The sequence below is a fragment of the Streptomyces sp. NPDC048389 genome (assembly GCF_040706335.1).
Taxonomy (GTDB): domain Bacteria; phylum Actinomycetota; class Actinomycetes; order Streptomycetales; family Streptomycetaceae; genus Streptomyces.
Window position 1 is genome coordinate 1 of sequence record NZ_JBEZKP010000051.1, and the last position, 14962, is coordinate 14962.

The 14962-nt window shown below is 73.1% G+C and carries 11 protein-coding genes and 1 pseudogene; 9 read left to right on the forward strand and 3 right to left on the reverse strand.

Annotation, left to right across the window (positions count from 1 at the left end):
- The first annotated feature begins 619 nt into the window (after positions 1–619).
- Together AB0903_RS27100 and AB0903_RS27105 are read left to right on the forward strand one after the other, a co-directional pair.
- Positions 620–1054, forward strand: coding sequence for a DUF6153 family protein (locus AB0903_RS27100; RefSeq protein WP_366707128.1), 435 nt, complete (start codon positions 620–622; stop codon positions 1052–1054).
- Between the two features lie 89 nt (positions 1055–1143).
- On the forward strand, positions 1144–1800 hold the full coding sequence (locus AB0903_RS27105) for a DUF305 domain-containing protein (RefSeq protein ID WP_366707130.1): 657 nt from the start codon (positions 1144–1146) through the stop codon (positions 1798–1800).
- Positions 1801–2431: 631 nt separating this feature from the next.
- Here the strand turns inward: AB0903_RS27105 and AB0903_RS27110 are convergent.
- Positions 2432–4723, reverse strand: a pseudogene (locus AB0903_RS27110) (heavy metal translocating P-type ATPase); the annotation flags it as partial.
- 349 nt (positions 4724–5072) lie between these two features.
- On the opposite strand from AB0903_RS27110, the gene AB0903_RS27115 reads away from it, so the two are divergent.
- Positions 5073–5258, forward strand: a complete 186-nt coding sequence (locus AB0903_RS27115) for a hypothetical protein (protein WP_366707132.1) — start codon at positions 5073–5075, stop codon at positions 5256–5258.
- Positions 5259–5871: 613 nt separating this feature from the next.
- Here AB0903_RS27115 and AB0903_RS27120 read toward each other — a convergent pair.
- A complete protein-coding gene (locus AB0903_RS27120) occupies positions 5872–6888 on the reverse strand; it encodes a glutathione S-transferase C-terminal domain-containing protein (protein ID WP_366707134.1) in 1017 nt (338 codons plus the stop codon).
- 108 nt (positions 6889–6996) lie between these two features.
- Entirely contained in the window at positions 6997–7398 is a 402-nt protein-coding gene (locus AB0903_RS27125) for a ChaB family protein (protein ID WP_366707136.1), read from the reverse strand.
- 1215 nt (positions 7399–8613) lie between these two features.
- Between AB0903_RS27125 and AB0903_RS27130 the strand changes: the two genes are divergently transcribed.
- From AB0903_RS27130 to mnhG, 6 genes are read left to right on the forward strand one after another with little or no spacing between them, the layout of a single operon-like run.
- Complete coding sequence (locus AB0903_RS27130; protein WP_366707138.1) at positions 8614–11682, forward strand: Na+/H+ antiporter subunit A; 3069 nt, start codon at positions 8614–8616, stop codon at positions 11680–11682.
- On the forward strand, positions 11679–12167 hold the full coding sequence (locus tag AB0903_RS27135) for a Na(+)/H(+) antiporter subunit C (RefSeq protein ID WP_366707139.1): 489 nt from the start codon (positions 11679–11681) through the stop codon (positions 12165–12167). The genes AB0903_RS27130 and AB0903_RS27135 overlap by 4 nt, the downstream gene beginning before the upstream one ends.
- Complete coding sequence (locus AB0903_RS27140; RefSeq protein ID WP_366707141.1) at positions 12164–13696, forward strand: Na+/H+ antiporter subunit D; 1533 nt, start codon at positions 12164–12166, stop codon at positions 13694–13696. Before AB0903_RS27135 ends, AB0903_RS27140 begins: the two co-directional genes overlap by 4 nt.
- Positions 13693–14238: a Na+/H+ antiporter subunit E gene (locus AB0903_RS27145; RefSeq protein ID WP_366707143.1), complete on the forward strand. Its 546-nt coding sequence runs from the start codon at positions 13693–13695 to the stop codon at positions 14236–14238. The genes AB0903_RS27140 and AB0903_RS27145 overlap by 4 nt, the downstream gene beginning before the upstream one ends.
- Positions 14235–14501, forward strand: coding sequence for a monovalent cation/H+ antiporter complex subunit F (locus AB0903_RS27150; RefSeq protein ID WP_366707145.1), 267 nt, complete (start codon positions 14235–14237; stop codon positions 14499–14501). The genes AB0903_RS27145 and AB0903_RS27150 overlap by 4 nt, the downstream gene beginning before the upstream one ends.
- The gene (gene mnhG / locus AB0903_RS27155) at positions 14498–14887 is read left to right on the forward strand and encodes a monovalent cation/H(+) antiporter subunit G (protein ID WP_366707146.1); all 390 of its coding nucleotides are present in this window, start codon (positions 14498–14500) and stop codon (positions 14885–14887) included. The genes AB0903_RS27150 and mnhG overlap by 4 nt, the downstream gene beginning before the upstream one ends.
- The last annotated feature ends 75 nt before the right edge of the window (positions 14888–14962 follow it).

Sequence of the window (14962 nt, forward strand, 5' to 3'; positions counted from 1 at the left end):
TTTCATGAGTGTTGGTCTTCCGATGGGGGGGGGGGGCGGCGGGCGGGCCCCCCGGCGGGGGGCGGGGCTTTCCCCCCGGTAGGCCCGCCGGGGGGGCCACCCCGGGGCGGCCGCTGCTGTGCGGGGGCGGATCAGAAGAGCGTGTGGAGCAGCTTGTTCGGGGAGCCGTTCCCGGCACTGCGGACGACCCCGCCGATGGAGGTGGCGTCAGTGACCCCGGGCTCACCCCAAGAGGTTCAACGGGGACGGTCCGGAAGATGCTTTCCGGTGAGCCCGGTGCCACTCATGAGGCAACGGCCCCGTCCGCACAACCATTCGCGGCCCCGCCCGTCGCACAAGAAGGCCGGAGAGATCACTCCGGTGGACGGAAAGGTATGCATCAGATGTCACCACGTACCCGACGGCGGCACCGCCAAGGACGTGGTGGTCGGCATCGATGTGTCCGGCATCTCCTCCTTCGCCGACGTCGGCGGCGTGGCGACGTCGTCGAGGCCGGTGCGCCCGGTCCGTGAACCACTTCGACGGCCGCCCGGCCTCGTCACTGCGTGCACCGACGCGCGGGGTCCGCAGGGCCCGCCGGGGTGCACGCGGTGACGAGGGCGCCGTTTAGGATGCACGCATGAGTCGGCATGAGCGTCACGGCACCGGGCCCCAGGCGTTGCGGGGCCGCGTGTTGCTCGTTTTCGCGGTGCTCGTCGGCGTTGTGGCCATGCACGGGCTCGGGCCTGTGGCCTCGGCGGTGCCGACCGGCACGGTGTCCGCCGGGGCGCATCGGGCGGCGGCTGCCGCCGAAGCCCCGGCGCATGCCGACGGCGCGGGGGAGTGCGACTGCCGGCACCACGGCGACCCCGGTCGCGGCAGCGGCGGGCATACCGAGCACGCCGACGAGACGTGCGCGGCGAGCGGTACGAGCGCCGCGCCCGTGCTGCCGGCTCTCGCCCCTTCGGTGGCACTCGGAACCCCTGCGGCGGACGCGCCGTCAGCCGTCCTCGCCGTGCCCCGGGACGGCCGGGCGCCGCCGTCGTTGAGTGAACTGCAGCTCCTGCGCATATAGGGGAAGCCCCGGTGAGCCCCGGCTGCACATGCCGGCGCCGCCGTGCGAGCGATGCCCCCATCCCTGCACCACACAGGAGCAGCACCACCATGACCGCACACCGTTCCACGATGCGCCCTGCCACCGTCCGCCGTGTCGCCGCCGTCGCGGCCGCCGCGACCGCCGCCGTCGTCCTCGCCGCCTGCGGCGGAGGAGATGACAACGCGACCGGCACCGAAGGCTCCGGCGGCCACAACGCGACGTCGTCCCCCGCCGCCTCCGCCCCCACTGAGCAGGGTGAGCACAATGCCGCCGACGTGGCCTTCGCGCAGGGGATGATCCCCCACCACCGCCAGGCGGTCGAAATGGCGGACCTGGCCGAGACACGCGCGCAGTCCACGGACGTCAAGGCGTTGGCCGCGCAGATCAAGAAGGCACAGGACCCGGAGATCAGGACCCTCTCCGGATGGCTGGCCTCCTGGGGCGAGGAGGTCCCGAAGGGGAGCGCGGGCGGCGGCCACGCCGGTCACTCGATGCCCGGGATGATGACGGACGAGGACGTGACCGAGCTCGAGAAGTCGTCCGGCAGGGCCTTCGACACGGCGTTCCTGGACATGATGGTCAGGCACCACGAAGGCGCCGTCGACATGGCCAGGACCGAGCAGGCCGACGGCTCCCACCGTCCCGCCCGGGCCATGGCCGGCGACATCGTCACCTCGCAGAGTGCCGAGATCACCCGCATGAAGGCGCTGCTCGGAAAGAACTGAGATCCCGGGCCCGCAGCGGGGCGGAGAGATCCGCCCCGCTGGACGGGCGGCGTCGTTCAGGTCATCGCCGCGGGACGACGCCCCGCGGCCATCAGGCTTCTTCGCACCGGACGTGCCGGATTCAGGCAGCCTCTGCGGTCCGTTGCGGTGATCCGGCGGACGGCTGCGACCGGCGCGGAGGCCGGGAACACGGCATGGTCCCGGCCTTGCCCGGACGTCCTCCCGCGTCCCGAGGGCCCGTCCGTCGTCCGCGGGTCGGGGCCGCCCCGGGGAACCTGCCGACCGGAGCTGCTCCGTGCGCCGCCCGAGCCGCAGGAGTGGCGGCTCCGCCCTGGACCGCTCTCGTCCTGCACGGCCTCTGCTGCGCCGGCGCCGTCCGCGTACCGCACCGGCTGCGCGACGCCCCTGGGCGGTCCACACGACCGGCGACCGCCTGACGAGGCCCCGAGATCGGTTCCGAGCAGCAGACGCGCGTATCGCCGGGCGACCGGCCGCCGCCCTTGGGGCCGGAGGCGACGGGCCGGCGACCGCGGGCTGCCGCGGCAGCCCGTGCCGTCCGAAGGCGCTGCCGCAGACCCGGACCGGGGCTGCGGCAGCGCCCCCCGCGTGTACCCGCCCCCCCGCACAACGCCTTGAAGCTGCGCAGGCGCAGGGAGTTGCCGACGACGAAGACGGAGGAGAAGGCCATGGCGGCTCCGGCGATCATCGGGTTGAGGAGTCCGGCGGCGGCGAGAGGGAGGGCGGCGATGTTGTAGGCGAAGGCCCAGAAGAGGTTGGTACGGATGGTGCCGAGGGTGCGGCGGGAGAGGCGGATGGCGTCGGCGGCGGCGTTGAGGTCGCCCCGGACGAGGGTGAGGTCGCCGGCCTCGATGGCGGCGTCTGTGCCGGTGCCCATGGCGAGGCCCAGGTCGGCCTGGGCCAGGGCGGCGGCGTCGTTCACACCGTCGCCGACCATGGCGACGCTGCGGCCCTCTGCCTGGAGCCTCTTGACGACGTCGACCTTGTCCTCGGGCATGACCTCGGCGATCACCTCGTCGATGCCGACCTCGGCGGCCACGCTCTTCGCGACGGCCTCGTTGTCGCCGGTGAGGAGGATGGGGGTGAGGCCGAGGGCGCGCAGGCGGCGGATCGCTTCCGGGCTGGTGTCCTTGACGGCGTCCGCGACCTCGAGGATCGCGCGGGCCTCGCCGTCCCAGGCGACGGCGACCGCGGTGCGGCCGGCGGCCTCCGCGTCGCGCTTGGCGCGGGCGAGGCCGGCGGGCAGCTTTATGGCCGTCCCCCATAGCCCTTCGGGCATGGGAGGTGCCCCCATGGTCAGAAGCTTCTCGCGGCCGACCAGGACGGCGTGCCCGTCGACGATGCCCCGGACGCCCAGGCCGGGAACGTTGGCGAAGTCCTCCGGGTCGGGCAGGGCGCCGGTCTTCTCGGCGGCTCCGGCGGCGACGGCCTGGGCGACGGGGTGCTCGGAGGCGTTCTCCAGCGCGCCCGCAAGCCGCAGGACCTCTGCCTCGGTGGTGGTGTCGGTGGTGTGGACGGCGAGCAGGGCCATGCGGCCGGTGGTGACGGTGCCGGTCTTGTCCAGGACGACGGTGTCGACCTTGCGGGTGGTCTCCAGCACCTCGGGGCCCTTGATGAGGATGCCGAGCTGCGCGCCGCGGCCGGTGCCGACCATCAGCGCGGTCGGCGTGGCCAGCCCCAGGGCGCAGGGGCAGGCGATGATGAGCACGGCGACGGCGGCGGTGAACGCGGCGGTCAGACCGGAGCCGTTGCCGAGCCAGAAACCGAGCGTGCCGAGGGCGAGGGCGATGACGACGGGCACGAACACGGCGGAGATCCTGTCGGCGAGCCGCTGAGCGGCGGCCTTGCCGTTCTGCGCGTCCTCCACCAGCTTCGCCATCCGGGCCAGTTGTGTGTCCGCGCCGACCCGGGTCGCCTCGACCACGAGCCGTCCCCCGGCGTTCAGGGTCGCTCCGGTCACCGAGTCGCCGACGGCGACCTCGACGGGCACGGACTCGCCGGTCAGCATCGACGCGTCCACGGCGGAGGAGCCCTCGACGACCGTGCCGTCGGTGGCGATCTTCTCGCCGGGGCGGACCAGGAACCGGTCGCCCACCCGCAGCTCAGCAGTCGGGATCGTCTCCCGGCGGCCGCCCCGCTCCACGGTGACCTCCTTCGCGCCCAGCTCCAGCAGCGCCTTGAGCGCCGCTCCGGCCTTCCGCTTGGAACGGGCCTCGAAGTACCGCCCGGCCAGGATGAACGCGGTCACACCCGCCGCGGCCTCGAGGTAGATGTTCCCGGCGCCGTCGCTGCGGGCGATCGTGAACTCGAAGGGGTGGGTCATCCCCGGCGTGCCTGCGGTGCCGAAGAACAGCGCCCACAGCGACCACAGGAACGCGGCGGAGGTGCCCACCGAGATCAAGGTGTCCATCGTGGCGGCGCCGTGCCGGGCGTTGGTCCACGCGGCGCGGTGGAACGGCCAGGCCGCGTACGTCACGACCGGCGCGGCCAGCGTCAGGCTGAGCCACTGCCAGTACTCGATCTGCAGGGCCGGGACCATGGCCATCGCGATCACCGGCACGGCGAGGACGACCGCGGTCACCAGTCGCTGCCGCAAGGGCCACAGCTCCTCGTCCGCCCCGTTCTCGTCATCGGAGCCGGTGGTGCCGCCCCGGCTCTCGGGGCGCGGCGGGTCCGGTTCCTCGGCGGTATAACCGGTGGCCTCCACCGTCGCGATGAGATCGGCTACCGTGACATCCCCGGCGAAGGTGACCTTCGCCTTCTCCGTCGCGTAGTTCACGCTCGCCTCGACGCCGTCCATGCGGTTGAGCTTCTTCTCAATACGCGCCGCGCAGGAGGCGCAGGTCATCCCGCCGATGGCGAGTTCGACCGCGGCTGTGCCGACTGTCGTCGTCGGGGTACCCATGACGTGCTCCTCGTGGCTCGGAACGCAGTGTTCAGCGGTGGCCGGGACTCGGTGGCCCCGGCCGGCCCTTGGTGTCGGGTGCGGTCGGCGTACGCGCGGCCGGCCTCTCCGGTCGTCTCGCGAGCAGCTCGTCCTCGGGGGCGCCGCCCGTCGTGATGGTGACAGGCCACGGTACGTCGGCCTGTCGCCCTCCGGTTAATACCCCTAGGGGGTATGAGTCGACGACTCCATGTATACCCCTGGCCCGTACTCGTACGCAAGCGTGGCCGCCTCTTCGACTTTATACCCCCCAGGGGTAAGCTGTTCGGGGTGGTCGCAGCGGTGCGGCCGTTGAGAGGAGGGACAGGCCATGAACACCGGTCTCAAGATCACGGCCTTCGCGGCGGCGCTCGCGGCGACGTTCGGCGCGGCTTACGCCGTCGGCAGCGCCGTGGAGCCGGTCGTCGCCGAGAGCGGGCGCACGGGGCACGAGGCGGAGGAGAAGGACGGCACCGACGCGCATCAGGGCCACGCCGGACAGGAGAGCGGGCGGTGAGGCGTCCCTGCCGGGCGGGGTGCGGATCGCCGAGGAGGGAGGCCCTCTCGGGCTGCGGACGCCGCGTGTCGCGGCGGGCAGGCCCACCGAGCCGCGCTGCGCGATCGTGGAGGAGCCGCAGGCCGGAAGGCGACCGGGTTCCGCCCCGAGCCCGGAGGCGATCCGATCGTGGTGTCGCGCGGTCTGACGACCTACCTCCACCTGGACCCGGTGCGCGCCGCGGACGGCACCTGGTCCACGCCTGTCGAGCTGTCGAAGGCCGGCGGGTACTCTTCGCCGGCTGCGCACCCGAAGCGAAGAACGCCCGGGCCCTGACCGGAGCGGCCGGAGCCCGACGGCCGACGCGAAGAGCCGACCTCAGCCGGACCGCCTCCTCGGCGGCCCTCACTCCGGGCGTTCTGCCACCGCTGCCTTCCGTGGTGCGGAGTCCCGCATGCGCCGCCTGCTCTCACGGCGGCCGAGGAGGGCTCGGCCGCCGCGACGCGGCGTACGGCGGCGGCGCCACCGTACGCCGCGACGCGGCGTACGGCGGCGGCGCCACCGGGACGACGTGGACCATCGGTGGGCGACGGTGCGCCGTGCCGCGCCCCCGGGTGCCCGGCGTCACTTCCGGTCACGTCCGCTCCGCCGCCGGCGGCGGTCCCGGCGGGGTGCCGTCCCCGAAGGGGCGGCCGCCGAGCCGCTCCCGGTGGTGCGGGGTGGTCAGCCCCGACAGGTCAGGGCCCGACGGGACGATGCGCGTGGGATTGATACCGGTGTGGACCGTGTAGTAGTGCCTCTTGGTGTGGTCGAAGTCCACCGTGTCGCCGAAACCGGGGGTCTGGTAGAGGTCGCGGAGATACGCCCACAGCACCTCGTTCTCCGTGATCTTGTAGCGGTTGCACTTGAAGTGGCCGTGGTACACCGCGTCGAACCGCACCAGCGTCGTGAACAGCCGGATGTCGGCCTCGGTAATGGCGTCGCCGACCAGGTACCTCCGGTCTCTCAGGTGCTCGGTCACGGAGTCCAGACGGCGGAAGACGTCCGTGTACGCCTCCTCGTACTCCTGCTGACCCGTGGCGAAACCGGCGCGGTAGACGCCGTTGTTGAGGTCGCGGTAGATGCCTTCCATCACCGCGTCGATCTCCTCGCGCAGCGCCTCCGGACAGAGATCCGGTGCGCCCGGGCGGTGCAGGTCACGCCATTCGGTCGCCAGGTCCAGCGTGATGCGCTGGTAGTCGTTGGTGACCAGCTTCCCGCTCGGGACGTCCACCACGGCCGGCACGCTGACACCGCCCGGATAGTCCCTCTCCCGGGCGTCGTACGCCTCGAAGAGGTACCGGATGCCCAGCACGGGGTCCTCACCGGCGGGGTCCAGGGTGAAGCGCCAACTGCGGTCGTCCTGGACCGGGTCGGCGACGGCGAGGGAGAGGACGTCCTCCAGACCCAGCAGGCGCCGGGAGACCAGCGCGCGGCTCGCCCAGGGGCACGCCCTGCTGACCACCAGCCGATACCGTCCCGGTTCCACCGGCCAGCCGTCCTTCCCGTCCTGTGTGATGCGGTCGGTGAAGTGACTGCGCGACCTTTTGAACCGCCGCTTGCCGTAGTCGCTGTTGCGGTTCCCCTCGGTGCCGGCTCCGCTGCTGCTCATGCACGGCTCCCAACTGGCTGCTGCTCATCCGCCTCTCCCGCTGCCCGCTGCTTCGCCGGACCGGGGCCTGAGGACCGGCCCTCAGGCCCCAGCCTTCAGGACCTGCCCTCAGGACCGGGCCGCACGTGTCCGCGAACGGTTCTCCTTGCGGATCGCCTCAAGCAGTTCCGCCCTGTTCATCTTCGATCGGCCGCCGATGTCCAGGCGGCGGGCCACTTCGTACAGGTGCTGCATGGTGGCGTTCTCGTCGACGCCCTCACCACTGCGGGCCGGCTTCTGCCGCGGCGTCCCGGCGCGCGGGTCGGACGGGCCCTTGCGGCCCTGTTCCTTGCGCTCCCAGTGGTCCGCGACCTTCTCGTACTTGTGCTTCAGCGCGCTGAAGGCGACCCGGTGGGCCCGCTCGCCCTCTCCGTACTGCTCGACGGCCGAGTCATGGGCCTTGATCCAGGTGCGCTGTGCGTCCTTGGGCGAGCGCTCCAGCGTCGAAGGAAGCTCTTCGCGTCCCGGCATGGTTCACCTCCGATGCGATGCACAGCGGGTGCCCTGGCAGCCGCGGCCGAAACAGCCGGCGCCGTCTCCCCTTGGCCCCGTCGCACCCTGCGCCCCGTCGCACTCCACGCCGTCGCAGCCCGCGCCCGGGCGGCCGCCGGTAGTCGCGGCGACCGGCAGGCGTGTTCCGGTACGCGTGTTCTGACGGGTTTGCGGGCCGCGAACGGGGATACCTTGGTCATGTGCCGCAGTGCCCGTCTCGTGAGGGAGGCCGGGGGACCGGCACCATCGTTCCGATGGGCGCCCGGGCCGCTGCGGCACACCACAGGCGTGCCGGGCGAGCCCGGAGGCCGGGTTGCGTCTTCACCACGGCAGACCCACGGACCCGGGTGACCGCCGCATCCGACACCGGCACGGTTTCCGCTACGTCGACCCCCACGGCCGACCGCTGCGCGAGCCGGCCGAGCCGTCCCGTACCAGGGGCTCGTCATCCCGCCGGCATCGGCACGGCCCGGGCGGAGTCAGGGAGTTGAAACGCGGGACGTTGGGTACCCGCACCGCGTCCGGGGCCGGCGGGCCGCCCTGAAGCAGGCCACGGCCACCGCCGCCGAAGCGTTGTCCCTGCACCGGCCGCCCGGAGGGTACGCCGTGTCGGCGCGGCGGGCGTCGATCGAACGGTGAGCAGGGTGGGCGAGAGGAGATGCCGCGTGGAGTGGTGGGTACGAGGCAGGGGCGGTGCCGGCCTGGTCGGCCTGCCGCTTCCACGACGGGGTGTCGGACACCTCGCCGGCGGCGACGGCGGACTACGCCGCGGACCTCGCCGTCCGGGGACGGCACTCCCGGGAAGCGGCCGTGCGCATGAGCCCCGTGCTCGGCAGATCCCTGGAGAGCCTGGCGGCGACCCTGGGAGCGCGTTTCCTACGGAGAGACGGCACCCCGGGCAGATCTTCGCCGCACACGCGGCCGACCACGGCCACGCCCCGACCGGGGCGTGAGCCGGGCACGGCAGCGGCACCGACGCGCCCGCACCCGCGGCGGCGCAGCCGCACCGCCAGCCGGGGGACTTGACCGGCCGTCCCGCGTGGTGGGTGCCCCGCCCGCGCGCCCGGGCTGGAAAATGCTGCGCGGGCCGGCCGACTGCTTCGCACGGCGAAGCGCGGCCCCGGACATCGCCAGCCGTCTCAGCCGTGCCGCCACCGATCAGGGGACCTGCCGAGCAGCGGAGGGGGAGGAAACGTGCTGGTCCTGCTGGCACTCCACGCCACGGTCGCCGTGGTGCTGCCCTGGTGGGCACGCCGGTTCGGGGACACCGCCTGGTACCTCGCCGCCGCCGTGCCGCTGGCAACGGTCGTCTGGGCGGGCTTCCACACACCGAAGGTGCTGGACGGTGCCACGGCAGAGGAGTCCTGGGCGTGGGCGCCCGCGCTGGGACTCGTCGTGGACCTGCGGCTCGACGGCCTCTCGCTGCTGATGCTGTGGGTCGTGGGAGGCGTGGGAGCCGCCGTCCTGCTCTACTCCCGCCACTACACGGAACACGACACGGGCCGGGAGTCCGCCCTGCTGCTGGCGTTCGCCGGAGTCATGACGGGGCTCGTCCTCGCCGACAACCTCTTCCTGCTGTACGTGTTCTGGGAACTCACGACCGTCGTGTCCTTCCTGCTCATCGCGGGACGCGGGGACCGGGCGGAGCGCCGCCGCGCCGCCGTGCAGGCGCTGCTCGTGACGGCCGGGGGCGGCCTGGCCATGCTGTTCGGGTTCGTTCTGCTGGGCGAGGCCGCCGGCACGTACCGGGTCTCGGCGATCGTCGCGGACCCGCCGCAGGGCGCCGCGGTCACCGCCGCGGTCGTCCTCGTGCTGACCGGGGCCTTCGCCAAGTCCGCCCAGATGCCGCTGCACGGCTGGCTGCCCGCGGCGATGGTGGCGCCGACTCCCGTGAGCGCGTATCTGCACGCGGCCACCATGGTCAAGGCCGGCGTGTACCTCGTCGCCCGGCTGGCTCCCGGACTGGCGCCGGTGGGGCCGTGGCGCCCGATGGTGTTCGCCGTGGGACTGGCGAGCCTGGTGCTCGGCGCGTGGTGCGCCCTGCGGGAGACCGATCTCAAGAAGCTCCTCGCTTACGGCACGATCAGTGAACTCGGCATGCTGATCGCCCTGTTCGGGGCGGGAACCCGGACCGCCGCCCTGGCGGGCGCCGTGATGCTGCTCGCACACGCGGCCTTCAAGGCGGCGCTCTTCCTCGTGACCGGCATCGTCGATCACCAGCTCGGCACTCGGGACATACGCGAACTGTCCGGGGTGGGACGGCGGTTGCCGGGGCTGTTGACCGTCGCCACCCTCGCGACCGCCTCCATGGCCGGTCTGCCCCCGCTCATCGGCTTCCTCGGCAAGGAAGCCGCCTTCGAGGCGTTCCTCCACGCCCCCGGCCTGGCCGCGCACGGGTGGCTGCTCGCGGCACTCGTCCTCGGCTCGGCGCTGACGGTGGCCTACGCCGCCCGCTTCCTCGCCGGGGCGTTCGGCGGCGCGCCCGCCCCCGGAGGGAAGGAGCCGCGTCGGCCCGCCGCGGGGTTCCTGGCGCCCGTGGCCGTACTGGCCGTCGCCGGTCTGGTGGGCGGTGTGTGGGCGACGGGCACGGAGAGCGCGGTGCGCCCGTACGCCGACGGCTATCCGGCCGGCCCCGGAGGCCCGTATGAGCCGGCTCTCTGGCACGGTTTCACACCCGTGCTCGGACTCTCGGCGCTCGCCGTGCTCGCGGGTGTGCTGCTGCACCTCGCCGGACAGGGCGGAGTGGCAGCGGTCTCGGGGCCCTCCCGTGCGGCGCCCCCGCGACTGCCCGGCGAGCAGCCCGGCTACCGGCGCACACTGGCGGCGCTGGACGAGGCCGCGGCCCGGCTGACCCGCCGCACACATGTCGGATCGCTGCCCGTGTATCTCGCCGTCATCCTGACGACGGTGGTCCTGCTTCCGGGTACGGCACTGGCCGCCCTGATCCCGCGCATCGAATCACCGCCTCTGTGGCGGGCCGCTCTCGAACTGCCGCTCGCCGCAGGGGTGCTGGCCGCCGCGGCGATGGTGCTGACCACCCGTTACAGGCTCACCGGAATCCTCCTGGTGGGCGCCGTCGGCTACGGGGTGGCGGGGCTCTTTTTGGTGCGCGGCGCGCCCGATCTGGCCCTGACCCAGTTCCTCGTCGAGACCATGACGCTCGTCGTGGTGGTGCTGGTGCTGCGCCGGATGCCGTCCAGGTTCACGCCCGGCAGGACGACGTGGCGCGTACGCACGGTGCGAGCCGCCGTCGCCGTGGCCGTGGGACTCTTCGTGGCCGTGTTCGCGCTGGTCGCGGCATCCGCTCGGCGAAACCCCCCGGTGGGCTCGGAGTACTTTCGCCGGGCGGAGGAGACGGGGGCGCACAACGTGGTCAACGCCATCATCGTCGACTTCCGTGCCCTGGACACGCTCGGCGAGATCTCGGTGCTGCTGGTGACTGCCGTCGGTGTGATCAGTCTGGTGCGGATCTGGAACGAGCAGCGGCCGTCCCGCACCGCCGCCGCCGCCGCCGACCGCACCGCCGCCGCCGGCGACGAGCCGAGGGCAGGCGCCGACGACCGGAAGACCGGCGCCGCAGGGGACGCGGAGAACGCGGAGAACGCGGAGAACGCGGAGAACGCGGGGGACGCGGACGGAGGGGGCGTGACCGAGCACCAGCCCGGCGACTTCCCCACCGCGCACTGGGACGAGCCGCAGGAGAAGTGGCTGCCCGGAGCGGACGAGCGCGCCGGGAGCGAGCGTTCCGTCCTGCTCGAGGTCGTCACCCGGCTGCTCTTCCCCGCGATCCTCGTGCTCTCCCTCTTCCTGCTGTTCTCCGGCCACTCGCACCCGGGCGGCGGGTTCGCCGGAGGGCTGGTGGCCGGGCAGGCGTTCGTCCTCAGGTATCTGGTGGGCGGCAGGGCCGACCCTGGCACGGCGGCGCCGGTCGGCGCGGGCGCCCTGGCCGGCGGCGGGCTCGTCGTCGCCGCCGCCGTCGGCGTGCTGCCGCTCCTGACCGGCGCCGCACCGCTGTCCGCCGCCGTCGTGACGGCGCGACTGCCGGTGCTCGGGAAGATCGAGTTCGCTACCAGCCTCTTCTTCGACATCGGCGTCTACCTGCTGGTCGTCGGAGTCACGCTCACCCTGCTGTCGGCCGTGGGTGTCACCCTCGGCCGCCCCCGGGGCACGGCGACGCCGCAGGAGACCGCACCGCACGGGCACGCGGCGGACAGCGCCGGGACACCCCGGTCCGACGGCCCGGAAAGGAGCGACGAGGCGTGAACCCACTGGACCTGACCATGGCCGTCGTGGTCGGCGGGCTGTACGCCCTCGGCTTCTACCTGATGCTGCAACGGTCCCTGATGCGCATCGTCCTCGGCTTCCTCGTCCTCGGGCACGGCACCAACCTGCTGCTTCTGGTGGCCGGCGGCTCTCCGGGGAAGCCCCCGATCATCGGGGACGAAGCCGTGGAACCGGAGCAGTTCGCCGATCCGCTTCTCCAGGCCATGGCCCTGACCTCGATCGTCATCACCTTCGGGCTGACGACGTTCCTGCTGGCCCTGGCCTTTCGCTCGTGGCGGCTCTCCGGACACGACGAAGTGCGCGACGACATCGAGGACCGCCGCATCGGAACCGTCCGGGAACGCGCCGACGACGACAGGGCCGGTGGGGGCCATGGCGGCGGGGCCGCAACCGGCGCCGCGGGGAGTGACCGGCGCCCGCGACAGCACGACCACACAACCGACGAACCGGGGGAGAGCCCGTGACCGACACCCTGCTCGCGCTCCCGGTCCTCCTGCCGGTCCTCGCCGCGGGCGTCCTCCTGCTCGGTCCCCCGCGATTCCTCGTCAGGGCGCTCAGCGTCGCCGTGCTGGTCTGCGTGCTCGGCGTGGCCGTCGCCCTGTTCACGGTTGCCGACGAGCGGGGCCCGGTGGCCGTGGCCTTCGGCGGGTGGCCGCCGCCCCTGGGGATCGCCCTCGTCGCCGACCGTCTGTCGGCGCTGCTGCTGACCGTCTCCGTGCTCGTGGCGCTGGCCGTGCTGCTCTTCGCCGTCGGCCAGGGCACCGCGGAGGACCGCCCCGGCACGGCGGCCGTGCTGCATCCCGCGTACCTGCTGCTGGTCGGCGGTGTGGCCCTGGCCTATCTGACGGGCGACCTCTTCAACTTGTTCGTCGCCTTCGAGGTGATGCTGGCGGCCTCGTACGTGCTGATCACACTCGACGCCGACGAGCCCCGGACGCGCGCCGGCATGACGTACACGATCGTTTCCCTCACCTCCTCGCTCCTGCTGATCACGGTCGTGGCACTGGTGTACGCCGCCACCGGCACGGTGACGCTGGCCCAGCTCCCGGAGCGCCTCGCCGCGCTGCCTGGCGGACTGCAGAGCGCGCTCAGCCTGCTGATGCTCGTGGTCTTCGGTATCAAGGCGGCGGTCGTGCCGCTCCACTTCTGGCTTCCCGACAGCTACCCCACCGCCCCGGCGCCGATCACCGCCGTCTTCGCGGCGCTGCTGACCAAGGTCGCGGTGTACGCGGTGCTGCGCACCCAGACCATGCTCTTCCCCCGCACCGGGGTGTGGCTGCTGCTCGCGGTGGTGTCGATCGCCGCGCTCCTGCTGGCCATCCTTGGCGCGGTGGCGCAGGACGACCTCAACCGGCTGCTGTCGTTCACACTGGTGAGCCACATCGGATTCATGCTGCTGGGGCTCGCCCTGTTCGACGTGGCCGGTCTGACCGGCACCATCCTGTACGTGGTCCATCACATCGTCGTCCAGGCGACGCTGTTCCTCGTCGCCGGGCTCGTCCTGCGCAGTACGGGCACGACGGCACTGCACCGCATGGAGGGCCGGGCGGCCACGGGCGCGGGGATCGCGGTGCTCTTCGCCCTTCCCGCGCTCAGCCTGGCGGGCATCCCGCCGCTGTCCGGATTCGTGGCCAAACTGGCCCTGCTCCAGGCGATGGCGCAGGCGGGCGCCGCCGGTTACGTACTGGCGGCCGCCGCGCTGGTGACGAGTCTGCTGACGCTCTACGCGATGGCACGGGTGTGGAACGCGGCCTTCTCGGGTACCCGGCCGACTCCTTCACCACCCCCGCAGGGCGGCGATGCGGTCGTCTCGCGGACCACGCGGCGCGGGACGGCGCTGATGCTGGCCGCGACCGCCGGTATGGCGCTCACCGGGGTGGTGATCGCGGCCTGCGCCGGACCGCTGTCCCGCGTCGGCGAGCGGGCCGCGCAGGATCTTCTGGACCCGCGGGAGTACCGGGCCGCCGTACTGGGCGAGGAGGGACGACCGTGACGGGACACGGGCGACGTGCCGGGGGCCGCGTTCTGGCGGTCTGCTGGCTCTGGCTGCTGTGGGCGGTGCTGTGGGGATCGCTCAGCCCCCTCGTGGTCACGGCCGGGCTCGTGGTGGCCCTGGTCGTCGTCGTGGCGTTCCCGCTCCCGCCGGTGCTCACGCCCGCGGGCCGGCGCCCGGTCCGGATCGCCGGGCTCGTGGGCCGGCTGGCCGTCGACCTCGTCGGCTCCGCGGCCACCGTGGCGTGGGAAGCCGTCCGCTACGGCGGTAAGACCTCCGCCGCGATCGTCGAGGTACCGCTGCGGGCCGACACGGACCTGCTCGTCACGACCGTCGCCAACTTCTCCACTCTCACACCGGGAACCCTCGTGCTGGAGATCGACCGCCGAGGACAGATCCTTTACGTGCACGCTCTCCCGGCCCGAGGAGCGGACGGCCCCGAACGCCGGCGGCGCGACGTCCGCGCCGTGGACCGGCGCGTGACGCGCGCACTCGGCGGGGGCGACGGCCCCGCCGCCCCCGCCGTCAAGGAGGAGCCATGAGCACCGTCTTCACCACCGCGCAGGCGATGATCGCCGCAGCAGCGCTCCTGACCCTGTTCCGTCTGCTGTGCGGACCGGCCGCACTCGACCGGATCGTGGCCCTGGACGTCGTGGTGACCCTCGTCATCGCCGGTACGGCCGTGCACATGGCCGCCCACGGGGACGCCACCCCGCTGCCCGTGCTGCTCGTCCTGGCCCTGCTCGCCTTCATCGGCTCGGTCGCCGCGGCGCATCTCGTCGAGGAACGGGAGCACATGCGATGAACGCGGTGCGCGACGTCGCCAGTGCCGTACTCGTCCTCGGCGGCGCCGGGCTGTGCCTGCTCGCCGCCCTGGGGCTGCTGCGGTTCCCGGACACCGCCACCCGGCTGCACGCCTCGGCGAAGGCGCAGACGGTGGGGCTGGTCCTGATCCTCACGGGGACGGCGGCGCAGGTGCCGGGCCGGTACGCTCCCGTCGTCCTGCTCGTGGCCCTGTTCCAGCTGCTCACCGTTCCCGTCACCGGGCAGATCGTGGGGCGCACCGCGTACCGCACCCGTGGCATCGCGCGGGCCGCACTGGTACGGGACGAGCTCGGCGACCGCCTGGAACGGGAGGGTACTGTCCCTCCTGACGACGAGGGCGGCGTGCAGACGGAGGCCGACCGGTGAGGCCGCCGGAACTCTCGCCACGGCGCAGAGCCCGGGCGGACCTGCGGCCTGCCCGGGCTCTGCGTGCTTCAGGGC